This is a genomic window from Streptococcus sanguinis SK1 = NCTC 7863, assembly GCF_000194945.1.
Classification (GTDB): domain Bacteria; phylum Bacillota; class Bacilli; order Lactobacillales; family Streptococcaceae; genus Streptococcus; species Streptococcus sanguinis.
Genome location: NZ_GL878511.1, coordinates 41,052 through 65,281, shown reverse-complemented (window position 1 = coordinate 65,281; position 24,230 = coordinate 41,052). Strand labels below are relative to the sequence as shown.

The following is a 24,230-nucleotide window of genomic DNA, read 5'->3' as shown; positions in this document are numbered from 1 at the left end:
AGTTTATACTTCTAGTCCCACGTTTTTTCACCAAGAGTTTAGAAGAAACCTTATTCAACTAAAACAAAACATATAAGCTAGGCTAGGCCTAGCTTATATTGCAGAAGAGAAAAATTAGAAAGGAAATCTCATGGCAAATAATTTTCGTACAGACCGTGTAGGCATGGAAATCAAGCGCGAAGTCAATGAAATCTTGCAGAAGAAAGTTCGTGACCCGCGGGTGCAGGGAGTGACCATCACTGATGTCCAGATGCTGGGCGACCTATCCATGGCCAAGGTCTACTACACGATTATGAGCAATCTGGCCTCTGATAATCAAAAAGCTCAGACCGGTCTGGAAAAAGCGACCGGTACCATTAAGCGAGAGCTGGGTCACAATCTGAAGATGTACAAGATTCCAGATTTGACCTTTGTCAAGGACGAATCCATCGAGTATGGCAATAAAATCGACCAGATGCTGCGCGATTTAGAGAAAAAATAAAGCAGAAACTCAGCTGTTATGGCTGGGTTTTCTTATTTTTAAATTTAATATAACAATTTTTTATAAAAATAGGTATATACCATTTACAAATAAAAAAGAAAGAGTTATAATATAGTCAAGAAAACTCAAAGATTCAAAAGCGGGAGTTAGAAAGTAGCTATAGAAAGATGCTAGCTCTATCACAGAATTCCGCTTTGAATGGCAGAGAATACAGAAGTCAAGAACAAGGGAGGCAGTCTTATGCCTACATATATCAAAGCAGATCAATTTTTCTATCCTCAGGGAATTCGTCAGGGCGGTTATTTAGAGCTGATTGACGGCAAGTTCGGCAAGTTGGTGCAGTCTGTTCCGCAGGATGCAGAAGTCATAGACTACAGTGGCTACTCGATTGCACCAGGTCTGGTGGATACTCATATTCACGGCTTCGGCGGTGTTGATGTCATGGACAATAACATCGAAGGAACTCTTCATACCATGAGTGAGGGTCTCTTGACTACCGGTGTGACCAGCTTTTTACCGACAACCCTGACCTCATCCTATGAGCGGCTCTTAGCAGTAACTGAAAATATCGGTGCACGCTATCAAGAAGCCAGCGGGGCCAAGATTCGCGGTCTCTATTTTGAAGGGCCTTACTTCACCGAGAAGTATAAGGGTGCCCAAAATCCTGCCTATATGAAAGATCCTAGCATGGATGAGTTTCGTGCTTGGCAGAAGGCCGCAAATGGCTTGCTCAATAAAATTGCTCTCGCGCCAGAACGTGATGGCGTGGAGGATTTTGTCCGCACGCTGACTGATGAAGGCGTGACTGTTGCACTGGGGCATTCTAACGCAACCTATGATGAAGCCAAAACTGCGGTCGAAGCAGGTGCCAGTGTCTGGGTGCATGCTTACAATGGTATGCGGGGCTTGACTCATCGGGAGCTAGGCATGGTTGGTGCCATGTATGAGTTGCCCCACACCTATGCGGAACTGATTTGTGACGGCCACCATGTGGACCCTAAGGCCTGTGACATCTTGCTCAAGCAGAAGGGACATGAAAATATTGCCCTCATTACTGACTGTATGACCGCAGGAGGTCTTGAAGATGGTGACTACATGCTGGGAGAATTTCCAGTGGTTGTGGCGGAAGGAACAGCTCGGCTCAAGTCAACGGGCAATCTAGCTGGCTCTATCCTCAAGCTCAAGGACGGATTGAAAAATGTGGTCAAATGGGGCATTGCCAATCCTCATCAGGCAGTCATGATGGCTAGCCTGATTCCAGCAAAATCCGTCCATATTGATGATGTCTGCGGACAGATCAAGGAAGGCTACGATGCTGACTTTATCGTTTTAGATAAAGATTTAGAGCTGGTAGCTACTTATCTTGATGGTCAAGAACGATTCCATGTATGAGAACCGCAGGTATTTAAATTAGTCTCCTTATATTTTTCAGAAAGAGCAGGGAAACCTGTTCTTTTTGCTTGTCAAGCTACTTGATAGCCTTCTCCTAGATTTGAATTGCTTTCTTAGGCGTGATATAATGAGACTATAATGTAAACAGGAGTAGGCTATGAAACGAATTGATGCGAAATTTTTGATAATGGGACTTGTTTTACTGCTGGCGGGACTGATCTTTGGTCGAATCTTGATCCTTGTTGCAGGAGTTGCTTTCATTATCTATAGCTTTTTCAGTAAAGGCATGGAGCCGACCAAGGAAAATATCTTTAAACCCAAGCCAATACTGAAGAAAAAGGAAAAGAAGTGAGCAGTTCTGCTCTTGTGATTGCTGTAGCAGCTGCCTTGCTGAAGGCAGTAGATGGAACTTGTAAAGGAGACATGAGATGAGAGAATATCTTTTGAACAATGGTGTTGGCATTCCGGTGCTGGGCTTCGGTACTTGGAAGGCTCAGGATGGCGAAGAAGCCTATCAGGCAACATTAGCCGCTCTTAAGGCAGGCTATCGTCACATTGATACGGCAGCCATCTATAAGAACGAAGAGAGTGTCGGACGGGCAATCAAGGACAGCGGCATTCCGCGGGAGGAACTCTTCATCACGACCAAGCTCTGGAATGACATTCATACTTATGAGGAGGCTCAAGAGGCCTTTGCTGCCTCAGTGGAGCGGTTGGGACTGGACTATCTGGACCTATACCTCATCCACTGGCCTAATCCCAAACCCCTGAGGGAAAACGATGCTTGGAAAAAGCGCAATGCCGAAGTCTGGCGGGCTATGGAAGATCTTTATAATCTCGGCAAGATTCGAGCGATTGGCGTCAGCAATTTCCTGCCTCATCACTTAGAAGCCTTGCTTGAAACAGCGCGCATGACTCCTGCTATCAATCAAATCCGCCTGGCTCCAGGTGTCTATCAGACAGAGGCGGTGGACTTCTGCCGTGAGCATGAGATTTTACTGGAAGCTTGGGGACCATTTGGCCAAGGAGAACTCTTCCAAAATCCGGCCGTACAGGCTGTGGCTTACAAGTATGGCAAGACTATTGCCCAAGTCGCGCTAGCTTGGAGCTTGCAGGAAGGCTTCCTGCCCCTGCCTAAGTCGGTCACTCCGAGCCGGATTGCCAGCAATCTGGACTGCTTTGGCATCGAGTTAGATGCTGCTGATTTGGAAGTGCTCAAAAATGTCAGCGGTTTGGCCGGTGGCGCACCAAATCCGGATGGGATGGATTTTTAGGTGAAAACATAAATAGGAAATTGCTAGAAGTCAATGTCTAATTTATTTCATTTTATACACGAAAATGGTGTAGATAAAATTAATCTCTCAATTTATAGATTGAGAGATTTTTAAATTTACTGAGTTATTTTATGTAATGAATAAGAAACGAGTGAAAAAATGGTATAATAAGAAATAATAGATTTTATAGTAAGGGTTGATTATATGAGAACAAGAGCAGACCAAATTAGATTTTCTGAATTAACTCGCGTACAGATTCCTGCAGTACTACACCTAATTAGGATAGGATATACCTATTTGTCTCGTAAAAGCCAAGAAATTATTGAAAGGGATTCCGAAACGAATATTTTGGTATCTATTTTTAGAGAACAGTATCGTAAGTTGAATAATTATGCAACTGATATGGACTTTGAACGAGATTTAAATAATATCAAGCTAGAGCTGAATCAAAACGATTTGGGTCGAGCTTTCTATAATCGTATTCAAGGGGATGGCGGTGCGACCTATATTGATTGGAACAATCCGGAAGCGAATACTTTTCATGTAGCTATGGAAGTATCTTGTCAAAATGGTAATGATGAGTTCAGACCAGATGTGATGATTTTTATTAATGGCTTGCCGCTATCTTATATTGAAGTGAAACAGCCCAATGCGATTAGAGATGGAAAAACTGGCATTCAATCCGAGCAGAATAGAACGAGATATCGCTTTGAAAATAAGAAATTTCGCCGTTTCAATAATATAACACAATTTATTTCGTTTTCAGATAATTCATATTACGTGAGTGGACAAGGAGGACAAAAACAGGGGTCTTATTATTGTTCAAACGCCTTTTCTAAGACTAAATTCAATGCTTTTAAAGAAGAAATAGAGGTTGATTTTCTTCATAGTTTTCAGACTCTGACTCAGGATGATATTGAATATGTTTTGGAAGATATGAATCAGCTACCACTTCAAACTCTTCCAGAGTTTGCAACAAATATGCAACCTGATACACCATGCAATTCGTTTTTGACTTCTCTATATCAAAAAGAACGCCTATTTTTTATGCTACGTTTTGGTCTTGCTTATGTTGAGGAAGAAGGTAAGGACGGGCAACGCCAACTCCAAAAGCATGTAATGCGCTATCCGCAATATTTTGCTACCCGAGCTATCAAAGATATGATTTCAAAGGGTATTAAAAAGGGTGTTATTTGGCATACTCAAGGTTCGGGTAAGACAGCCTTGGCTTATTTTAATATTCGTTATTTAAAGAATTATTTTTCAAAACAAAGCATTATTCCAAAATTCTATTTTGTTGTTGATCGCTTAGATTTGGCTGACCAAGCTTATAGAGAGTTTGCTAAGCGCGGTTTACGGGTTAAACGTATCAATAAACCGAAAGAATTAAACCAGAAACATGATGGCTATGATGTAGCTGTTGTAAATATACAAAAATTTAAAGACAGCTCCGATTTGACGGATAGTTCTGGCTATGACCTTAACTGCCAAAATGTTTATTTTATTGATGAAGCTCATCGTTCTTATAATGAACGTGGATCCTACCTACCAAATCTTTATAACTCGGACAAGCGGGCCATTAAAATTGCTCTAACGGGAACACCTTTGATTACGTACAAGAAAGACGGACGGACCAAAGAAAGTCATGCCACTACGCGAGATATTTTCGGAAATTACATCCATAAATATTACTATAACCAATCTATTGAAGATGGCTTTACTCTCCGACTGATGCGAGAAGATATTGAAACCTCGTATAAAGAGAATCTTCGTTCGATAAATGAAGAAATTCAACGTGGCGGGCTCTCTAAAGAGGCTATCTTTGCTCATCGTAAGTATGTCTCACCTATGTTAGATTTTATCTTAGAAGATTTCACTAGAGCAAGGAAGTTTATTTTTGATGATGATTCTATCGGAGGGATGATTGTTTGCGATTCTTCTAAACAGGCGCGTGAGCTAGAACGGCAGCTTGAGGAACGACGTCAAAATGGACAAACGAACCTAAGTTCAGCTCTCATTTTGCATGATGAAGGGGATAAGGACTATAAGAAAGAAAGGGTGGAAGCATTTAAGGAAGGCAAGATTGATTTGATTATTGTCTACTCTATGCTTCTAACTGGTTTTGACGCTCCTAGGCTAAAACGTCTTTATTTAGGTCGCAAAATAAAAGCTCATAATCTCTTACAAACTCTGACTCGTGTTAATAGACCCTATAAAGATTATTTGTTCGGTTATGTAGTTGACTTTGCGGATATTTCCCAAGAATTTGATAAGACCAATCGAGCCTATCTTGAGGAACTTAATCATGAGTATGATATTACGGTCACTGGTGAAAATGAAGAAGATGTCTTTGGGTCTCTTTTTGTACCAGCTGATGAGATTAGTCGAGAATTAGAAAAATCAAATCTTATTTTGATGGATTACCCAACTGGAAATCGAGCGGCTTTTGCAATAGTTGTTGATGAAGTGAAGGACAGAAGAGAGTTGATTGAACTCAAAAAAGCGATAGAATCTGTCAAGCAGTACTATAACATTGCAAGTCTTCTAGGCTATAAGGAATTAATGGACCAAATTGATATCAAATTAATTTCGACTTTTTTGAACATCATCTCCAGAAGATTGATCAACCTTTCTGCTATGGAAAGACCAGATGACTTTTCTAGCCAGGCATTGCTGAACCTCGCGATGTCAGAAACTAGTTTCGCTTTTGTAAAGATTGCAGAAGAGGAATTGCGATTAGCTGCTAATGACCTGGACGATTTACGTCGGCGGATCGCCAATGGACTTAATAATCAGAAAGATAAAAAAGATCCTGAATGGGTTCAACTTTTTGAAGAGTTCAAGCGAATTATGAAAAAACATATGATCCATGAGGAAGAAGGCTACACCATGGATGTTATTCTGCATACCAAAGAGGCTTATCATAAACTTTTTGGAGCAGTTGATGATTATCGAAGTCGTATGAGACGTTTGACAATGAATTTTGATGGAGATGAGATGGCTGCTAGAAGCTATAAGCATGCAACTAATTCGTCCAAAGTTAGTGCTTTTCCAGCAGTTTATCATGTCATCAAGGGAGCTAAGATTCAGGTTGATAGACTAGTCGGTCAAAATCAAGGTGTACTGGACAATGAGGCCTTTCTAAAAAGAATGATTAGTCAGGCAGCTCGCGAGGAAATGAAAAAAACAAAATTAAACAGTAGTTTGACCAGAGAAAATTTTGAAAAGCTTGTTGAATCACTGTTTGAACAATATGAAGAGGAATACCAACATTAATGAATGAGAATTACAAAAATCTTGTCCAAGATTTAGTTGATGATTTAAAAGCTGTTTTTACACATGCTGGTTTAGGAGGAGAGGCTGGTGAATACAAGCTTCTTACCCAATCTTTCTTATATAAGTTTTTAAATGATAAGTTTCTCTATGAAGCAAAGGCAGTAGATACAAAGAATATCTATGAGGAACTTGTTAAGATGAGCCTTGATGATTATAGGTGGCTTTTGGAAGATATAGGTACTGCGACTGCTCAGCTTAAACCTGAGCAGTTCATTGAGACTTTGCATCGTAAGCAAAATGAAGACAATTTCTATGAAATATTTGAAACGACTCTCAACCAAATAGCTATTGACAATAATGATATCTTCTCTGTTCATACGGATGGAGACACAGCTATTCGTCTTTTTGATGAGCGTTTAATTACAGATAATATTTCAGATTCAAGCAAACGTAATCAAGTCGCAAGAGCTATCATCAATCTACTTGCTCGTATCAAATTTGATGAGACCATTTTTTCACAAGGTTTCGACTTTTTCTCTACTCTCTTTGAGTACATGATCAAGGACTATAACAAAGACGGTGGAGGCAAGTATGCAGAGTACTATACGCCTCACTCTGTGGCTAAGATTATTGCTGATATTCTTGTGGGAAATGACCAGCCATCAAACGTGCGTATCTATGATCCGTCAGCTGGTTCGGGGACCTTGCTCATGAACCTAGCTAGCCGTATCGGTGTGGATAAGACCACAGTCTATAGTCAGGATATCTCGCAAAAATCCTCTAATCTCCTCCGTCTCAATCTGATCTTGAATGGATTGCAACATTCCATCCATAATATCGTACAGGGAAATACCATCATCGCCAATCGTCACCCTGAAAAGATGGACTATATCGTCTCCAACCCGCCTTTCAAGCTGGACTTTTCAGAGTGGCGTGACCGAGTGGAGACCTTGCCAGAAGCCAGTGAGCGTTTTTTTGCAGGAGTGCCAAAGGTTCCAGCCAAGTCTAAGGACAAGATGGCGATTTACGAGCTCTTTGTTCAGCATATCATCTACTCCCTGAAGTCAGATGGTCAAGCAGCCGTTGTCTTGCCGACAGGTTTTATCACGGCCCAGTCTGGGATTGATAAGACTATCCGCCAACATTTGGTGGATAATCAAATGCTGGCAGGTGTCGTTTCCATGCCGTCCAATATCTTTGCGACGACAGGTACTAACGTATCCATCCTCTTTATCGATAAGAAAAATAAGGGCGATGTTGTCCTCATCGATGCCTCAAACCTCGGAACCAAGGTCAAGGAAGGCAAGAACCAAAAGACTGTGCTTTCTTCAGAGGAGGAGCAGAAGATCGTCGAGACCTTTATCAAGAAAAAAGCCGTCGATGACTTTTCTGTCACTGTCTCTTATGAGGACATCAAGGAGAAAAACTACTCTCTTAGCGCAGGCCAATACTTTGACATCAAGATCGACTATGTGGACATCACAGCAGAAGAGTTTGAAGCCAAGATGACTGCCTTTCAAGACAAACTCTCAGACCTCTTCCAGCAATCACATGCATTGGAGCAGGAGATTGAAGAGCAAATGAAGGGATTGAAGTATGAGTGAGTGGAAAGAATATACCATCGGTGAGATTTGTTCAAGGTTTAGTAGTGGTAAATCGATAAAAGCAAGCCAAATATCTGCTGAAGGTCTATATCCAGTGTATGGTGGGAATGGATTAAGGGGCTTCACTGACACATTTAACTTTGATGGAGAGTGCTCAATAATTGGACGCCAAGGTGCTTACTGTGGAAATGTTAGATATTTCAAAGGGAAAGCATTTATGACTGAACATGCAATTGTGGCAGTGGTTAATGAAAATCATAATAATGGCTATGTTTCAAATTTGTTATCAATGATGAATCTAGCTCAATATCAAGGACAGTCTGCTCAGCCAGGATTATCAGTTTCAACGTTATCAAAAATTATAATTAAGCTACCAGATTTAGCTACTCAAGAGCAGTGCTTCAATGTTTTGAATCTAATTGACCAAAAAATCCAAATCAACAACCAAATCAACCGAGAGTTGGAAGACATGGCTAAGACACTCTATGACTACTGGTTTGTGCAGTTTGATTTCCCAGACCAGAATGGCAAACCCTACAAATCATCAGGCGGAAAGATGGTCTATAACCCAGAACTCAAACGCGAAATCCCAGAAGGGTGGAGAGTGGAAAAGTTGGGGGATGTGGCAAAATTTAAAAATGGTATTAACTATGAAAAAACTTCTAGTGGAAGTGAAAAAATTAAAATCATTAATGTCAGAAATATCTCATCCTCAACAATATTTGTCAATCAAACAGATTTAGATGAAATATCTTTAGAGAATGATAAATCAACAAATTTTATTGTTAATGAGGGAATGATTTTAATTACACGAAGTGGAATTCCAGGAGCTACACGATTAGTTTCAGAACTTGAAGCAAAAACCGTATATTCTGGATTTATTATTGCATCAGAAGTTAATGATTTGATTTTTAAAAATCTGATTTTTTACTACTTAAAAAATGTGGAAGAAGTATTAAAAAATCAATCAGCGGGTACTATCATGAAAAATATTTCTCAATCAGTACTTACTGATATGGTTATTTCACTTCCTCCCCAAAATGTTCTGTTGAAATTTAATTCAATCATTGATAACTTACTTGAACAAATGAAAAACGTTCAAAGACAAAACCAAGAACTCACCCAACTTCGCGATTGGCTCTTGCCAATGCTGATGAATGGACAGGTGAAGGCATAATATTAAGGAGATGATAAGATGGAAAAGCGACTAAGATTGTTTCACTTTTCAAGAGAAAGTGACAATGTTAATGTAGTATCAGGGAAAATCTTCGAATCAAGCTCAATTGATTTTAAAGAAGAATTCGATAAAATTATTGATGATTTAGACACACGAGTTCAAAAATGTATGGACGATAAATTTGCAAAAAATTTTAGATTTAATCGAAGAACTTCTCAAATGGTTACAAACATTTCTGAGATATTTGTTAGTCATAATAAATTTAAGTCAAACTCAGATGATATTGCAAGTAAGTTTAAGGATGCAATAGGCAATCAATTCCATAATGATTTCTATCTAGTAGTACTAACCACTATGCTAAATGATAGTGAGGTGCTTTTTATAGTAAAAATGGAAACTGGAACTGCTATACAAGTCACGGATGAAAATACTTTAAAGACACTTGATAGAATCTTACCTGATAAAAAATCTAGGCTTCAGAAAGCTACTGTAATATTCAAAGATAGAACTATTTCTTTTAAAGAAGGAACAGAGCCAAGCAATTCAGAAAGAGAAAATATTCATTCAAGGGTATTAGATAGGACTGATGATAACATTTCTCGTTACTTCTTCAAAACGTTTTTAGAAAGTACAAACGTCATTGATGATCCCGATTCAGCAGCAAAAGCAGCTATAGAAGCAATTGAAATAGTTTCAAAACCATATCTAAAGTCTAATAACTCTTCTAACGATGTAAAAGAGAGATTACAAAGTTTTTTATCTCAAAAACGAGAGACATCTTTTGATGGTTTGATTGGGGAAATTAGTACTTTACTTGATTTTGAAAAAGCTGGAACCTATATGGATTCTGAAAAACTAGCTCAAGAAGCATATCAAAATGCCAAAAAAAGAAATGGCACGGTTATATTTACATTTACAGCCGAGCTAAAAACACCACCAAGGACAGTGTATGTTTCAAAGGATAATAATAAAGAGTTAGAGATTAGAGTTTTTGATAGTTTATTGGAACAAGGAGATGTTGTATGGGAGGTAGAAGGGAATTATTCAATAATGAAGATAAATACAGATAGGATCACAATATTGAAGAGGTGATTATTATGTGTAACCAAATTTTTTCTTCGATCAGCAATTATAATTTGCAAGGGAGTTGGTTTAATTTTTTAGAAAAGGAGAGAATATTTAAATATAATATTAAGTTTATAGTTTACGAAAAAGAAGTTAGTAAATTTAAACATGATTTTTCATTACCCTTACCAGATAATATAAGTGTTAGATGTAATGATTTTCCATTTGCTCAGTTTGATAATCCTGAGAGTGAAAATATTATTATTCTTACTATTGAACAAAACTTAGTTCCTGAAAAAAATAAAAAGATATTCTTTTACTCAGAAAAAGATTTTATTGAATTCGAAAAAGAATTTTTAAGAAAAATTGCAATAAAAGAATTAAAAAATAGACATAATAAAATTGCGATAGATATTTTTAAAGGTGATTTTAGAATTATTTCTCCAATATTTTCTCTAGTAACAGAAGAATTAAAGATTCCTAAAATAGTTCTAACTAAATCAGAATTTAATCACGTGAAGATATGTGCTTTGCCAAATGTGATTACTAATATTAACTACGAAGATTGTAAAAAAATATCATTAATTAATTTATTGGATTTACTATCTGAACGAATGATCTCTGATAATGGAGAAAATACTGAATTTGTAATTAGTTTTGAAAAAAATGCAATCTTAAAATTAGATGATGTTAGTGTAACAGAAAAATTTTTCAATAATTTTGAAAATATTTTTGACTTTATTTTTAGTGATGATAAAACTTATTATGAAAAGTTAATTATTTTTAGAGAACTGTTCTCAGATTTAGTAAATAATAAATTAAAAATAGATGATAAAGACATAGACATAACCTGGAAAAAATTAAAAATTAATTATAATTTATTTATAAAAGATAAGTTAAAAAATATATTGATGATAAGAAAAAAATCACTGAAGACTTCACTAATCTGCAAAGGAAGACTTCCGATAGTATAAAAACTATAACAAATTCATTGTTGCAACAAATTTTAGTTTTGGTAGTAACAGTTTTAACAACTTTTATTCTTAAAAATTTCTCTACTAGATCAGCTATGTTGTTAACTCTTATTGTTGGATTGTTCTATTTGATTCTTGTAATAGGAATAAATCGTTTAAAAGGATGGAATTGTGAATCAAAATCTATTGAGTTAGAATACAAAAAAATAGAAAATATGTAGAGTATTTTTTATAATGTTGAAGAAGATTATTTTAATGAGTTGAAGCAAGATTATAAAGACAAAATAAATGATTTAATACAGGTTGAAAAATGGAGTCATAAATTTGTATATTTAATTACAGTTTTTGTTGCTTTTTCTATATTATTTGTTTATTTACATCCATGTTTGTACACTCATTGTGAATTTTATAAAAATATGGTCGATTTCTTTAGTCAACATTTTTGAATCAATAAGTCTATTTGAATTCTGAATATTTGTAAGTTGTTAAAAAAACATGATGTTTATATTTACTAAATAATAGCATATATCCCAGCCAAATCAATCTTTGGCTGGTTTTTATTGTTTAAAGATGGTATAATTAAATTACCTAATAGGTAATTTAATTTAACGGAAAGGGATTTATGAAGCTTATCTATACAAACAAAACTGTTAAAAAGCAGTGCACAGAGCTGAGGCAGGCGAAAAAGGATTTTTCGGATAAGATTGCTGTAAAGTTGCATCAGTTGATCAACTTTTTGAAAGCGGCGGATTCTTTGGCTAGTGTGACGGCTTTTCCTAAGTATCACTTTCACCAACTAAAGGGAAAGAGACAGGGACAGTTTGCTTTGGATATAGATGGTCGAAAGAGTTCCTATCGTTTGATTGTAGAATTTCGTGAGGAGGATCTAGAGAAGGTATTTCCTAGTCCCGTAGAAATCGAAATTCTAAAAATAGAGGAGGTCAGCAATCACTATGAGTAATAAAATTGTTGAGTACAAAGACCTGATTGCTTTTCATCCAGGTCAGTATGTTGAAGAGATGATTGAAGATTATAACGTAACGCAAAAAGAATTTGCGGAGCGTTTAGGAGTTTCTGCAAAGACTGTCAGCAAGCTCGTCAATGCTGAGGAGTCCATTAGTAAAGAAACAGCTCATAAGTTAGCCAAGCTAAGCGGAGTTTCCATGCAAACCTGGCTCAATCTTCAAAATGCTTACGATGTAAAAGTTGCAGATATTGTAGAACAAAGAGAGCTAGAAGAAGGTTGTGAGAAAGAAATCTGTGAGATGATTGATTTTAAGTATTTTAAGGAAGAGGGCTATGTTATAGAAAAGCGCTATACTTTGAAAGAAAAGATTGTCGAACTTCGCAAGATTCTAGGTGTTGCAAGTTTAGAAAACCTCTTAACTTTCAATCATCTAGTGAGTTATCGGAATACACGTGAGTTCACTACTAAAAGTATAGTGAATTCCAATATCATGCTGGAGTTGGCATCTAAAAAAGCACGTGATAAAACAACTACTAAGCTCAATCGTAGAAAGCTAGAAAGAAGCTTGCCTGCCTTGAGAAAGTTGACCAGACAAGACCCAGAAGTCTTTCCTCAACGCTTGTCTGATATCTTGCTAGACTGTGGTGTTGTCTTAGTTGGTCTACCAGCTTTGCCGAATGCAAATCTGAATGGTGCTACGAAAAAATTTGGAAATGGCAGTGCGCTGCTTTTACTCACGGATCGAAACAAAGCGTCCGATATTTTCTGGTTCTCACTTTTTCATGAGATTGGGCATATTCTGGAGAATGATTTTTCATCTGATGCTGGAAATAGTGAGTCATACCTTCGTTCCGAGGAGCAGGCAGACCAGTTTGCAAAAGATCTCTTGATTAGACCTGAAGACTATCAAGCTTTTGTTGAAAAAGGGAACTTTGATAAGTCAGATATCCTTTGCTTTGCTGAGGAAATAGATATTCACCCTAGTATTGTCTTAGGACGCTTGCAGAAGGAGCAGTACCTTGGATATGAGCAGTTTAGAGAATTAAAAGAGAACTATTCCTTTGTTTCTTGAGAATTTTTGATTTTATGAGAATTTTATTCCAAGAAGTAGTCCGTTTGCTTATTTATCAATGAGAAATAATATTTCATAAACATACTATCACAAATCAATCAAACTGGTACATTCTGAGCTAGTTCTGATTGGTTTTTCTTATTTCCGGATTTTAAACTGTATTTATTCTGTATTTCAAATAAATAGAGACTTGAAACTTTATCATATAGCTGTTCTTGACTATAACGTTCGGTATTGTTACATTTTTGTTACATTTGTTAGGAGTGTATGAATTGTCAGAAAATTTTTATTATAATATGGTTTATAAATAAAGTAAGGAGACTTCTATGCAAAGACAACGTTTTTCACTCCGTAAATACAAGTTCGGTTTGGCTTCCGTTCTGCTGGGGACTGCCCTGGTTTTTGGTGCGGGACAGGCTCAGGCGGATGAGCAGGCGACAGTTAGTTCGTCAGGGCAAGGTCAGGCAACTGCCGCTGTGGTATCAGCGACTGAGCCTGCTTCTCAAGCAGCTACACCTGAGAGTCAGCCGGCAACTCCAGCCCCTGTGGAGAAAGCGGCACCAGCTTCTTCTGAATCGGCTGCTTCAAGTACAGATCAGGCTAGTCAGCCTTCTACGGCAGAGGCTAAGGAAGCAGCTGCAGCTCCTGTAGAGAAAGGAGCGGCTTCTTCATCGGAACAGGTTTCTTCAAGTGCTGAGAAGGTAACTCAACCATCTACTACAGAGTCCAAGCCGACAGCTCCAGCTAGTCCGACTGTAGAGTCTCCGGCAGCCGCAGACTCAGACAAGCCTGCTGCTAATCCTGATGCAACAGCAGAGCCTGCAGCTTCTCAAGGTGCTAAGCCAAGCAGCATCAGTACCAATGAGATTATTAAGGTTCCTCAGACCTGGTCACAGGGTTATAAAGGCCAAGGCCGGCTGGTAGCGATTATCGACTCAGGTCTGGATGTCCATCATGAGGTTCTGAAGATTTCTGATCCATCAAAGGCCAAGTATCAGACAGAGGCAGCTCTGGAAGAAGCCAAGAAAAAGGCCGGCATTGACTACGGGAAGTGGTACAACAGCAAGGTTGTCTATGCCTATAACTATATCGACGGTGATGACAATATCAAGGAAAAGAACAGTTACTCACATGGTATGCACGTAACAGGGATTACAGCGGGAAATCCCAACAAGAAAGCGCCTAATAATGAGTATGTCTATGGTGTTGCGCCAGAAGCACAAGTTATGTTTATGCGGGTCTTCTCAGACCGTCAGCGTACAACAAGCGACGCTATCTACATCAAGGCTATTGATGATGCAGTAGCTTTGGGAGCTGATACCATCAATATGAGTCTGGGCTCAGCAACAGGTTCAACGGTTGATGTCAGCCCTAGTCTGCAGGCTGCTATTGAGCGCGCTCGGGCTAAGGGAGTGAGTGTGATCATTGCGGCGGGTAATGACAACACCTTCGGAAGTGAATACTCTAAACCGCTGGTTGAAAATCCAGACTATGGTCTAGTTGGCAATCCTTCAACAGCAGAAAGCTCTATCTCAGTCGCCTCTGTCAATAACACTGTTCTGACAGAGGAAGTCATGGAAGTTCGTGGTCTGGAAAAGAACGATAAGCTTTTGAACGGTCATTTCAGCTACTCCATGGGTGAGACAAATGCAACCTTTGAAAAGGGCAAGGAATATGAGTATGTCCATGTTGGTCTTGGCCGTGAAGAGGACTTTGCTGGTAAGGATCTGACAGGTAAGCTGGCTCTTATCCAGCGTGGTTCCTTTACCTTTGCTGAAAAGGTTAGAAATGCCATCAGCCATGGTGCTGTTGGTGCTCTGATCTACAATAATGTCGACGGAGCTAACCTTACTATGAGCCTGGACAGTGAATCTAAAAAGGTTCCGTCAGCCTTTATTAGTAAGGAATATGGAGAGGCTTTAGCAGCTGGTAATTATAAGGTTGTCTTTAATGGTCTTAAGGTCAATCGGCCACATCCAGGAGCAGGTAGTCTGTCTGACTTCTCTAGTTGGGGTGTAACGACAGATGGCTTGCTCAAGCCAGATGTGACAGCACCAGGTGGCGATATCTACTCATCGCTTAATGACAATACCTATGGCTCTATGAAGGGAACCAGTATGGCTACGCCTCATGTGGCTGGTGTTGCAGCTTTAGTCAAGGAATATCTCCTTCAGCACTATCCAGACTTGACGCCTGCCCAGAATGCCGATTTGGTCAAAGCCCTTATCATGTCTACAGCCAAGCTGCATGTCAACAAGGACACTGGTGTCTACACCTCTCCGCGTCAGCAGGGAGCTGGTATCGTAGATACGGCAGCGGCTGTTTCTACCGGCCTCTATGTGACAGGGGATAATCAATATCCTAGCGTTTCCTTGGGTAATGTCCAAGACAGCTTCACCTTTGATGTTACGGTTCATAATATCACGGATAAGGACCGGACGCTGAAGATGATTGTCAATACCAATACGGATGCGGTTAAGGATGGCTACTTTACCCTGACACCTCGCAAATTAACTGAAACAGTCTGGCCAGAAGTTACTGTCAAGGCTCACAGCAGCCAGAAAGTGACGGTCAAGGTAAATACTGCTAAGTTTGCGGAAGAGTTGATCAAGCAGATGCCGAATGGCTATTTCCTAGAAGGCTTTGTCCGCTTTGTCGATCCAGCGGATGATGGCGATGTGGTTAGTCTGCCATTTATGGGCTTCCGTGGGCAATTCCAAGATCTTCCAGCTGTAGAAAGACCAATCTATAATCTGGTACAAGAAGGTAAGTCAGGCTTCTATTACCCAGTGCCAAAGGACAAGAGTATCCTGTCTGATGACAATGTCTCTTCCCTTGTGACAGAGTCAAATGATACACTCTACTCTACCGGTCGAACAGCTGCTCGCAGCTCAATTGTACTGGGAACTGCAGAAAATGCTGATGGTAAGCATGTGCTGCAGCTGGGAGCGGATGGCAAGATTCGTCTGGCCTTCTCACCTAATGGTGATGGCAATCAGGACAGCATCCAGTATCGGACTGTTCTCTATCGCAATATCAATAATCTGACAGCTAGTGTCTATACGGCAGATGATACGGACTATCGCTTCCCAATCTGGCAGAGCAGCACGATTAGAGAAGGCCGCAAGAACTATTATAGTGGTCAGTCAGACAATCCTAAGTCCTACCTACTAGAAGATACATACTGGGATGGTCGTGATAGCAAGGGTGAGAAGCTGGAAGACGGCCTCTATACCTATGTGGTTCGCTATACGCCAGATGTACCAGGTGCTAAAGAGCAGCAGATTAGCTTTAAGCTGCAGATCGATACGCAGAAACCTTTGATTAGTTCAGGCTATATCAGTACCAAGGATGGTGCGGAAACCTTTACGGCTCGCAAGCCAAAAGATGTTGGCAACGGCGGTATTTTGAGAGAACAAGTCTTCTATCTTCAAGCAGATGAAAAAGGGAAAGAGACCTTTAAAGCCGTGGATGATTTTGGCATTGAGCGTGATTACGAGCGTCGAGTTTACATCTCAGCCAATGCGGATGGCAGCTACACCTTGCCAAAAGGAGTGGACAAGTCTAAGATTTTCTATGTGGTAGAGGACTATGCAGGCAACCGTGATGCCATAGCTCTGTCAGAGCTGGTCAGTGCTGAAAATGATGGTCGTATCCGTGTCGCTCTGGTAGATGCTAATACGCATCAAGATGTATCGTCGACCTTTGTCTATCGGATCAAGGATAGCAAGGGCAAGTATGTCGAACTGGACAAGGGCAAGCAAATCAACGCTCTGCCATTTGGCCGCTATACAGCAGAGATCTTTACTTATGATAAGGATGGGCTTCGTTTCTACAGCGATCTGACTCAGGAGTTTGAGCTGACAGCCCAAGATAGCTTTAAGACGATTGAGTTTCTAGTCAAGAAGCTGGTCTTTGCACCGGTCAGCGTTGCCTTTGATCAAGCTGTTCCGAAGAATACCCAAGTGGTTCTCAAGAATAATAATGGCGATGCCTATACGCTTCCAGCAGAACTGTTTGGCAAGCATGCCTTCGGAAGATCCGTAGCAGCTGGATTCTACTCAGTCTTTGTTAACCTGCCGACTGGTTATGAGCTCTGGGAAAATGAGCCGACCGTCGAGGTCAAAGAAGGCCAGAACAACTTGCTGAAGCTGGGAGTTATCGTCAAGTCAGGCTTGTTGGCAGCTGTCAATCAGCAGTCTAGTCTAATCGGCACTGCTCAGTATTACAATGCTTCTGCAGCGAAGCGCACAGCCTACGACCAAGCATATCAAGCAGCCAAGGAAGCTTTGACAAGCAAACTGACCCAAGCGCAAGTTGATGCCGTAAGAGGTAAGCTAGAAACAGCATCTGCTAATCTAGACGGCAAGGACTCTGATATTGCTGCGGTTAAGGCGGCTGTGGAAGCTTATGCAGCTACTACTAAGACAGGAGCTTATGCCAATGCTAAGGATAGGACTCGCCGTGCTTATGACAAGGCCTTCCAAGCAGTGTCTCTGCTCTTGGTGCAGGACAAGGTGACCCAGGAGCAAATCGATACTGCCCTAGCTCAGCTGACTACAGCAGAGAAGAAGTTGGATGGCAAGGCGACTAACTTTACTAATCTCAAGAAGCTAGTCGATGATGAGGTACATTACCAAGCCATCAGCAATAAGTTTATCTATGCGACTGATACGGTTAAGGCGGCTTATCTAGAGGCTTATGCACAGGCTAAGGAAGTTTTGGCTAATCCAGGTGCCAGCCAGGAAGATGTCAAAGAAGCCATCGCCAATCTCAGAGCGGCCAAGAGAAAACTTGATGGCAGAAAGCCAAGAGTTGTAAGACCGAAAAAAACTAAACAAGTCTAACTGGTTTAGATTAGTTAAAATCCCTTAAGTTGAAACTTGAGGGATTTTTCGATAAGTATTTTACATTAGGTCTATTTTCTGCTATAATCTTTTTTAGAAAGAATTCTCATTGTCTACTTTTTAGCGAGTTCGGAATAGTGTGAGCCGGATAGGGAAGCAGTGCAGATGGCACTTTCGGTTATAATTTCAAAAGCAATGAAGTAATAAATTAGGGTGGAACCGCGTCTTGACGCCCCTAGGTTGAAGAGCCTAGGAGTGTCGGATGTGGTTCTTTTGCGTACTGAGTCTATTGTTCGAAAGAAAGGAGATTCGTGGAGAACCTTTATCTTGTAAAAGACGAGAACCAATTAGCAGCTTTTCGAGATTTCGTCGCAAAGAATTCCGCAAAGTTGCAGGATTATCTAGCTTTTTTAAAAGACGAGTTTGCGGTTTATGATTTACCGCAAGCCATCATTTGGTCCGATTTTGATTCTGCTACGCAGATCATTCGGGAAATTCCTGTACCAGCCTATACAAATGATAGGCGGATGGTTATGACTCCCGAATTGACGGTTTGGAAAGATTTATATCTTCTTCAGTTGGAGAATTACGAGTCCTCTCACCAAACTCAAGCAATAGAAGGCCATTATCAGTCTTTGTCTGAAAATTCTCTCTTACAGATTGTGGGCCATGAGTTAGCTCATTGGTCGGAGCATTTTTTAGATGACTTTGATGGATACGGTGCCTATATCTGGTTTGAAGAAGGGATGGTTGAGTATATTAGCCGCAAGTATTTCTTTACAATTGAGGAATTTCGAGTGGAAAAAGCTTGTAATCAGGCTCTCGTAAAGCTCTTTCAGAAAAAGCACGGTTGGCACTCATTGAATGATTTCGGCGCTTCGACTTATCAAGGGAATTATGCTAGTATTTTTTATGAATACTGGCGCAGTTTTTTGACAGTTGACAAGCTAGTAGAAAATCTAGGCAGCGTGCAAGCGGTCTTTGATTCTTATCATCGGTGGGCAAACACAGATAAAACACTTCCCTTGTTGGATTGGTTCATAGAACAGAAAATAATAGACAAAGAGATATAAACAAACTAAAGGAGTAAAAAATGCCTAAAAAATTAACATTTCAAGAAATAATTTTGACTTTACAGCAGTTCTGGAATGATCAGGGCTGTATGCTCATGCAGGCTTATGATAATGAGAAGGGGGCGGGAACGATGAGTCCCTATACCTTCCTGCGGGCTATTGGGCCAGAGCCTTGGAACGCGGCCTATGTAGAGCCGTCTCGCCGGCCAGCAGATGGCCGTTATGGGGAAAATCCTAACCGACTTTACCAGCACCATCAATTTCAGGTGGTTATGAAGCCTTCTCCAAGCAATATCCAAGAACTTTATTTGCAGTCTTTGGAACTCTTGGGTATCAATCCGCTGGAGCACGATATCCGCTTTGTTGAGGATAACTGGGAAAATCCGTCAACTGGCTCGGCTGGTCTGGGCTGGGAAGTCTGGCTGGATGGTATGGAAATCACTCAGTTCACTTACTTCCAGCAGGTCGGAGGTCTGCCAACTCAGCCAGTAACTGCTGAGGTGACTTATGGTCTGGAACGTCTGGCTTCTTATATCCAAGAAGTGGACTCTGTCTATGACATTGAGTGGGCTGATGGTGTTAAGTACGGTGAAATTTTCACTCATCCTGAGTATGAGCATTCTAAGTACAGTTTTGAGGTCAGCGACCAAGACTTGCTTTTGGGGAATTTTGAGAGGTTTGAAGCGGAAGCTAAGCGCTGTCTGGACGAGCATCTGGTGCACCCAGCCTATGACTATGTTCTCAAATGCTCGCATACTTTTAACCTCTTGGATGCGCGTGGAGCCGTATCTGTGACAGAGCGGGCTGGTTATATCGCTCGTATTCGTAATCTGGCTCGTGTTGTGGCCAAGACCTTTGTGGCTGAGCGCAAGCGTCTAGGCTATCCGCTTTTGGATGCAGAGACTCGCGAGAAACTCTTGGCAGAGGAGGGAGAATAATCATGATTGAACCCTCCAAACCGATTGAAGTCGAAATAAAAATTGATAAGACATATAGTAATTCTATTGACTTAAAGAAGATGGATAAATCTACATGCAAATTATCGGAACGATTAAAACCTGATCTGGGGTACTTATTTACAATAAAAATACCTGATAGCTGTTCGGGAAAAGAAAGGAATTTTATTTTTATTGGAATATTTAATCCCAATAAAAAATGTAATAAATCAATAAAAGAACGTATTTCTTTATTGATTGGTGAGGCAATTCCTATATGCTTTAAAGAGCGCTTAGATGGTGAAGGGAGGATTATTTGTGAAAAAGGTTTTCATCCTCAAACAATTACTGATGTCCGTTTGATAATTTGATAATATGTAAGAAAGAAGAATAATCATGGTAAAAAATTTATTAGTTGAACTAGGCTTGGAGGAAATGCCAGCCTATGTCGTGACACCGAGCATGAAGCAGCTGCGCGACAAAATGGGAGCCTTCCTGACAGACCATCGCTTGACTTTTGAGAAAATTGAAATGTTCTCAACGCCTCGTCGTTTGGCGGTGCGCGTGGTTGGCTTGGCGGACAAGCAGTCTGATTTGACCGAAGATTTCAAAGGCCCTTCTAAGAAAATTGCTCTGGATGCAGATGGGAACTTTACCAAGGCTGCAGAAGGCTTTGTCCGTGGTAAAGGTTTGACTGTAGAAGATATTACTTTCCGTGAAATCAAGGGTGAAGAATACGTCTATGTGACCAAGGAAGAGGTCGGTCGCCCTGTAGAAGAAATCATCCCAGCAGTGACAGAAGTTTTGCAAGCCCTGACCTTCCCTGTCAGCATGCACTGGGCCAACAACACCTTTGAATATATCCGTCCGGTCCATACCTTGACTGTGCTCTTAGATGAGCAGGCCTTTGATTTGGATTTCTTGGACATCAAGAGCGGTCGTACCAGCCGTGGACACCGTTTCTTGGGGCAAGAAACGGAGATTGCCTCAGCGGATTCCTATGAAGATGACCTACGGGCTCAGTTTGTCATTGCCAGTACTCTTGAGCGGGGAGATATGATCGTTGAGCAGATTCGGGCGCTGGAAGAGGAGCACGATGTTTCAATCGAGATTGACGAAGACTTGCTCAATGAAGTGTTGAATCTGGTAGAATATCCAACTGCTTTCTTGGGTAATTTTGATGCCAAATACTTAGAGGTTCCTGAGGAAGTCTTGGTAACTTCTATGAAAGAGCACCAGCGTTACTTTGTTGTGCGCCATGCTGAAGGCAAGCTTTTACCACACTTTATCTCTGTCCGTAACGGAAATGCAGAGCATTTAGAAAATGTCATCAAGGGAAATGAGAAAGTCTTGGTGGCTCGTCTGGAAGATGGGGAATTCTTCTGGAGAGAAGACCAGAAGCTGGCTATTGCCGACTTGGTTGAAAAGCTGAGCAATGTGACCTTTCACGAAAAGATTGGCTCTCTGGCAGAGCACATGGAGCGGACTGGCAAGATTGCTGCTCTCTTGGCGCAAGAAGCAGGATTGGATGCTGATGAGACGGCTGACTTGGCCCGTGCAGCGGCTATTTATAAGTTTGACCTGCTGACTGGCATGGTTGGTGAGTTTGATGAGCTGCAAGGTATCATGGGTGAGAAGTATGCTCTTCTGGCTGGTGAGAATGCTGCGGTGGCAGCTGCCATTCGGGAGCACTATATGCCGACTTCAGCAGATGGGGAATTGCCTGACACCAAGGTCGGAGCAGTCTTGGCTCTGGCTGATAAGCTGGATACTATTCTGTCCTTCTTCTCAGTTGGGCTGATTCCAAGTGGTTCTAATGACCCGTATGCATTGCGCCGTGCGACTCAGGGTGTTGTGCGTATCTTGGATAAGTTTGGCTGGAACATTGACTTGGCTCAGCTTCTTGGTCGACTTTACGAACTCAAGTTTGATAGTCTAAGTTATGACAATCAAGAGGCAGTACTAGACTTCTTCCATGCCCGCGTTGAGAAAATGATGGATCGCAGCATTCCGAAAGACATCGTGACAGCTGTTCTTCAAAGCACTAACTTTGTCGTACGTGATTTGGTAGAAACTGCTGCGCTTTTAGCAGAAAAAGCTCAGGAAGACAACTTCAAGTCAGCAGTGGAAAGCCTGTCTCGGGTCTTTAATCTAGCTGAGAAAGCCCAAGGGCAGACAGCTATCAATCCAGCTCTCTTTGAAAATCAAGAGGAAAAAGACTTGGCTGCGGCTATTGAATCAGTGGAGCTGACATCTGACTTAGCTGCCAATCTGGACCAACTCTTTGCTCTCAGTCCAGTTATTGATGCTTTCTTTGACCATACCATGGTTATGGCAGAAGATGAAGCTGTGCGTAACAATCGCCTGGCTCTCCTGGCGTCTTTGACGGCTAAAGTAGGGCAGTTGGCGAAATTTAATCAGATTAATACCAAATAAAAGGTAAGGGAGGTGGAATCATGGATCCTAAAAAAATTGCCCGTATTAATGAACTGGCTAAAAAGAAAAAAACGGAAGGTTTAACTGCTGAGGAAAAAGTGGAACAAGCCAAGCTTCGTGAAGAGTATATCGAAGGCTACCGTCGCTCTGTTCGTCACCACATCGAAGGTATCAAGATTGTTGACGAGGCTGGCAATGATATCACTCCTGAAAAATTGCGTCAAGTTCAGCGCGAGAAAGGTCTTCATGGTCGTAGTCTAGATGACCCAGAGTCTTAAGTAAATATAAAAAAATCCCTCGCTAGGAAGCTAGAAAGTTCCTGTCGAGGGGTTCTTTTATTCTTGTTTACGTTTTTTCAAAATACGGAGAGCTACATAGATGCAGCTAGCGATGATTGCTACATCCAGCCAGAAAATCCAAGGCTCTGTGATACGGAAAAAGAAATAAGCAGCGATGGCAATAATGAGGGATAGAATCCCTAAATCCATTTTTTCTTTGAGATTAAGTCTCATAGGTCTTCTTCCTCCTTTTTTTGTGCTTGACGAATCTTTCCTTTGGCAATGAAATGCATAATCAGTCCAAATCCAAGGCCTGCAGCTAATCCTGTTATAATGAGTTTAGGTTGAAGTAAAATTTGTAGGATATCTTTCTTTTCCATGACAGCTATCATGATGCCAAAGAGAGGGTAAAAGAGCAGCCAATAAGAGAAGCCTGCTTTGAGACCAGCATGTTTCATAGCTTTTTCTTCTTTTTCATCCTGAAGTCCTAGCTCTAGGTCATCAATTCCTTTGCGTCGTGCTTGGATGACTATATAGACACAGAAGCCGAGGATAAGGATTTCCAGCAGGATAGGATAGGCAAGAGCGATAATTTTGGGCCAGCGAAAGGCTAGGGGAAAGGCGATGGCATTGCCAAAAATCAGAATAAAGAAAAGCCAAATGAAGCCTATATTTCCTAGATGCTCAGCCTGTTGGCGCTTTTGCTCGTCCAAAGGTCCGGTAATGCCGTAAAATCGTTTAATCATCTTGTCTGAGAATGTTTCTTTTTTCATGTTTGTGTCCTTTCTAGCTTAAGTCAAGGGGTTATTCGCTCTGTTCAGTATGGTGTTTGCGTGATTTGAAGTAAAAACTGATAAAAACACCTAAAATGCTAGCGACCAAGGCTGTTTTCAGGATTCGATCAGCTTGTAAAAAGAGAGTGAAAAAGTCTTGCTTGAGAGTGACTGCTTCTATAAGGCTAAAGATAGGATGGAAAGTCAATCCAACGAAGAGTGCAATCTTAAGACCAGGATATTGAAGCTTGCGCCTTTCTTTTTCACTCATGAGTTCCAAATCCAAATCTGCCAGGTGCTTTTTCTCAGACCTGAAGTAAATGACACCAGCTATTATAAAGGTAAGAAGTTCTATAATAATGGGGTAAATTCGAGCATCTAAGCCTGGATAGATATCGGCTAGCATGAAAGCTAGGAAATTACCAACTTGCAAAATCAAGAAAAGCCAGATAAAGCCTATATTTCCCAGATGCTCAGCCTGTTGACGTTTTTGCTCGTCCAAAGGTCCAGTAATGCCGTAAAATCGTTTGATCATCTTGTCTGAGAATGTTTCTTTTTTCATGTTTGTGTCCTTTCTTTAGGTATGAAATTTGCTACAGGGAAAAA

20 protein-coding genes are annotated in these 24,230 nt (G+C 40.6%); 17 read left to right on the top strand and 3 right to left on the bottom strand.

Translation table 11 applies throughout. The annotated features are described in order from the left end of the window. Positions 1–130 precede the first annotated feature (130 nt). The 17 genes from rbfA (at position 131) to HMPREF9378_RS01645 (ending at position 22,851) form a co-directional block, all read left to right on the top strand. The gene (rbfA, locus tag HMPREF9378_RS01565; protein WP_002893555.1) at positions 131–481 is read left to right on the top strand and encodes a 30S ribosome-binding factor RbfA; all 351 of its coding nucleotides are present in this window, start codon (positions 131–133) and stop codon (positions 479–481) included. A gap of 240 nt (positions 482–721) precedes the next feature. Next, positions 722–1,873, top strand: coding sequence for an N-acetylglucosamine-6-phosphate deacetylase (nagA, locus tag HMPREF9378_RS01570; protein ID WP_004189807.1), 1,152 nt, complete (start codon positions 722–724; stop codon positions 1,871–1,873). Positions 1,874–2,030: 157 nt separating this feature from the next. Then, positions 2,031–2,225, top strand: a complete 195-nt coding sequence (locus HMPREF9378_RS01575) for a hypothetical protein (protein ID WP_002903311.1) — start codon at positions 2,031–2,033, stop codon at positions 2,223–2,225. Between the two features lie 76 nt (positions 2,226–2,301). Beyond that, positions 2,302–3,147 carry an aldo/keto reductase gene (locus HMPREF9378_RS01580; protein WP_002914308.1) on the top strand — a complete coding sequence of 282 codons (846 nt, stop codon included), beginning with the start codon at positions 2,302–2,304 and terminating at the stop codon, positions 3,145–3,147. A 204-nt stretch (positions 3,148–3,351) separates the two neighbouring features. Continuing rightward, positions 3,352–6,423: a type I restriction endonuclease gene (locus HMPREF9378_RS01585; protein WP_002914307.1), complete on the top strand. Its 3,072-nt coding sequence runs from the start codon at positions 3,352–3,354 to the stop codon at positions 6,421–6,423. After that, a complete protein-coding gene (locus HMPREF9378_RS01590) occupies positions 6,423–8,027 on the top strand; it encodes an HsdM family class I SAM-dependent methyltransferase (protein ID WP_002914305.1) in 1,605 nt (534 codons plus the stop codon). Before HMPREF9378_RS01585 ends, HMPREF9378_RS01590 begins: the two co-directional genes overlap by 1 nt. Further along, complete coding sequence (locus HMPREF9378_RS01595) at positions 8,020–9,204, top strand: restriction endonuclease subunit S (protein WP_032911362.1); 1,185 nt, start codon at positions 8,020–8,022, stop codon at positions 9,202–9,204. Before HMPREF9378_RS01590 ends, HMPREF9378_RS01595 begins: the two co-directional genes overlap by 8 nt. 18 nt (positions 9,205–9,222) lie before the next feature. Further along, a complete protein-coding gene (locus HMPREF9378_RS01600) occupies positions 9,223–10,296 on the top strand; it encodes a hypothetical protein (RefSeq protein ID WP_002914303.1) in 1,074 nt (357 codons plus the stop codon). A gap of 5 nt (positions 10,297–10,301) precedes the next feature. Next, entirely contained in the window at positions 10,302–11,243 is a 942-nt protein-coding gene (locus HMPREF9378_RS01605) for a hypothetical protein (RefSeq protein ID WP_032911360.1), read from the top strand. Between the two features lie 622 nt (positions 11,244–11,865). Then, positions 11,866–12,204: a type II toxin-antitoxin system RelE/ParE family toxin gene (locus HMPREF9378_RS01610; RefSeq protein ID WP_002914300.1), complete on the top strand. Its 339-nt coding sequence runs from the start codon at positions 11,866–11,868 to the stop codon at positions 12,202–12,204. After that, positions 12,197–13,282, top strand: a complete 1,086-nt coding sequence (locus tag HMPREF9378_RS01615; RefSeq protein ID WP_002914299.1) for a HigA family addiction module antitoxin — start codon at positions 12,197–12,199, stop codon at positions 13,280–13,282. The genes HMPREF9378_RS01610 and HMPREF9378_RS01615 overlap by 8 nt, the downstream gene beginning before the upstream one ends. Before the next feature lie 326 nt (positions 13,283–13,608). Continuing rightward, the gene (locus tag HMPREF9378_RS01620) at positions 13,609–18,129 is read left to right on the top strand and encodes a S8 family serine peptidase (RefSeq protein ID WP_002914298.1); all 4,521 of its coding nucleotides are present in this window, start codon (positions 13,609–13,611) and stop codon (positions 18,127–18,129) included. A gap of 311 nt (positions 18,130–18,440) precedes the next feature. After that, positions 18,441–19,202, top strand: a complete 762-nt coding sequence (locus HMPREF9378_RS01625; protein WP_002914297.1) for a hypothetical protein — start codon at positions 18,441–18,443, stop codon at positions 19,200–19,202. A 20-nt stretch (positions 19,203–19,222) separates the two neighbouring features. Next, positions 19,223–20,140, top strand: coding sequence for a glycine--tRNA ligase subunit alpha (glyQ, locus tag HMPREF9378_RS01630; protein WP_002914296.1), 918 nt, complete (start codon positions 19,223–19,225; stop codon positions 20,138–20,140). A gap of 2 nt (positions 20,141–20,142) precedes the next feature. Continuing rightward, the gene (locus HMPREF9378_RS01635; RefSeq protein WP_002914295.1) at positions 20,143–20,508 is read left to right on the top strand and encodes a hypothetical protein; all 366 of its coding nucleotides are present in this window, start codon (positions 20,143–20,145) and stop codon (positions 20,506–20,508) included. A gap of 25 nt (positions 20,509–20,533) precedes the next feature. Continuing rightward, positions 20,534–22,573: a glycine--tRNA ligase subunit beta gene (glyS, locus tag HMPREF9378_RS01640; RefSeq protein ID WP_002914292.1), complete on the top strand. Its 2,040-nt coding sequence runs from the start codon at positions 20,534–20,536 to the stop codon at positions 22,571–22,573. A 20-nt stretch (positions 22,574–22,593) separates the two neighbouring features. Then, positions 22,594–22,851, top strand: a complete 258-nt coding sequence (locus HMPREF9378_RS01645; RefSeq protein ID WP_002914290.1) for a DUF896 family protein — start codon at positions 22,594–22,596, stop codon at positions 22,849–22,851. 57 nt (positions 22,852–22,908) lie between these two features. On the opposite strand, the gene HMPREF9378_RS11700 is transcribed toward HMPREF9378_RS01645, so the two are convergent. Genes HMPREF9378_RS11700 through HMPREF9378_RS01660 form a run of 3 tightly spaced genes read right to left on the bottom strand, consistent with a single transcriptional unit; the run spans position 22,909 to position 24,186 of the window. Beyond that, on the bottom strand, positions 22,909–23,085 hold the full coding sequence (locus HMPREF9378_RS11700; protein ID WP_002914288.1) for a hypothetical protein: 177 nt from the start codon (positions 23,083–23,085) through the stop codon (positions 22,909–22,911). Beyond that, a complete protein-coding gene (locus tag HMPREF9378_RS01655; protein WP_002914286.1) occupies positions 23,082–23,624 on the bottom strand; it encodes a DUF3278 domain-containing protein in 543 nt (180 codons plus the stop codon). Before HMPREF9378_RS01655 ends, HMPREF9378_RS11700 begins: the two co-directional genes overlap by 4 nt. A 31-nt stretch (positions 23,625–23,655) precedes the next feature. After that, positions 23,656–24,186, bottom strand: a complete 531-nt coding sequence (locus tag HMPREF9378_RS01660) for a DUF3278 domain-containing protein (protein ID WP_002896936.1) — start codon at positions 24,184–24,186, stop codon at positions 23,656–23,658. Between the last annotated feature and the right edge of the window lie 44 nt (positions 24,187–24,230).

Bases quoted from the DNA above. Each gene is read 5' to 3' on its own strand.
- HMPREF9378_RS01615 (WP_002914299.1), top strand. From the start codon at position 12,197: ATGAGTAATAAAATTGTTGAGTACAAAGACCTGATTGCTTTTCATCCA.
- HMPREF9378_RS01660 (WP_002896936.1), bottom strand. From the start codon at position 24,186: ATGAAAAAAGAAACATTCTCAGACAAGATGATCAAACGATTTTACGGC.
- HMPREF9378_RS01600 (WP_002914303.1), top strand. From the start codon at position 9,223: ATGGAAAAGCGACTAAGATTGTTTCACTTTTCAAGAGAAAGTGACAAT.
- HMPREF9378_RS01590 (WP_002914305.1), top strand. From the start codon at position 6,423: ATGAATGAGAATTACAAAAATCTTGTCCAAGATTTAGTTGATGATTTA.
- HMPREF9378_RS01645 (WP_002914290.1), top strand. From the start codon at position 22,594: ATGGATCCTAAAAAAATTGCCCGTATTAATGAACTGGCTAAAAAGAAA.
- HMPREF9378_RS01610 (WP_002914300.1), top strand. From the start codon at position 11,866: ATGAAGCTTATCTATACAAACAAAACTGTTAAAAAGCAGTGCACAGAG.
- HMPREF9378_RS11700 (WP_002914288.1), bottom strand. From the start codon at position 23,085: ATGAGACTTAATCTCAAAGAAAAAATGGATTTAGGGATTCTATCCCTC.
- HMPREF9378_RS01580 (WP_002914308.1), top strand. From the start codon at position 2,302: ATGAGAGAATATCTTTTGAACAATGGTGTTGGCATTCCGGTGCTGGGC.
- HMPREF9378_RS01575 (WP_002903311.1), top strand. From the start codon at position 2,031: ATGAAACGAATTGATGCGAAATTTTTGATAATGGGACTTGTTTTACTG.
- HMPREF9378_RS01655 (WP_002914286.1), bottom strand. From the start codon at position 23,624: ATGAAAAAAGAAACATTCTCAGACAAGATGATTAAACGATTTTACGGC.
- rbfA (WP_002893555.1), top strand. From the start codon at position 131: ATGGCAAATAATTTTCGTACAGACCGTGTAGGCATGGAAATCAAGCGC.
- HMPREF9378_RS01620 (WP_002914298.1), top strand. From the start codon at position 13,609: ATGCAAAGACAACGTTTTTCACTCCGTAAATACAAGTTCGGTTTGGCT.
- glyQ (WP_002914296.1), top strand. From the start codon at position 19,223: ATGCCTAAAAAATTAACATTTCAAGAAATAATTTTGACTTTACAGCAG.
- HMPREF9378_RS01635 (WP_002914295.1), top strand. From the start codon at position 20,143: ATGATTGAACCCTCCAAACCGATTGAAGTCGAAATAAAAATTGATAAG.
- HMPREF9378_RS01605 (WP_032911360.1), top strand. From the start codon at position 10,302: ATGTGTAACCAAATTTTTTCTTCGATCAGCAATTATAATTTGCAAGGG.
- glyS (WP_002914292.1), top strand. From the start codon at position 20,534: ATGGTAAAAAATTTATTAGTTGAACTAGGCTTGGAGGAAATGCCAGCC.
- nagA (WP_004189807.1), top strand. From the start codon at position 722: ATGCCTACATATATCAAAGCAGATCAATTTTTCTATCCTCAGGGAATT.
- HMPREF9378_RS01595 (WP_032911362.1), top strand. From the start codon at position 8,020: ATGAGTGAGTGGAAAGAATATACCATCGGTGAGATTTGTTCAAGGTTT.
- HMPREF9378_RS01585 (WP_002914307.1), top strand. From the start codon at position 3,352: ATGAGAACAAGAGCAGACCAAATTAGATTTTCTGAATTAACTCGCGTA.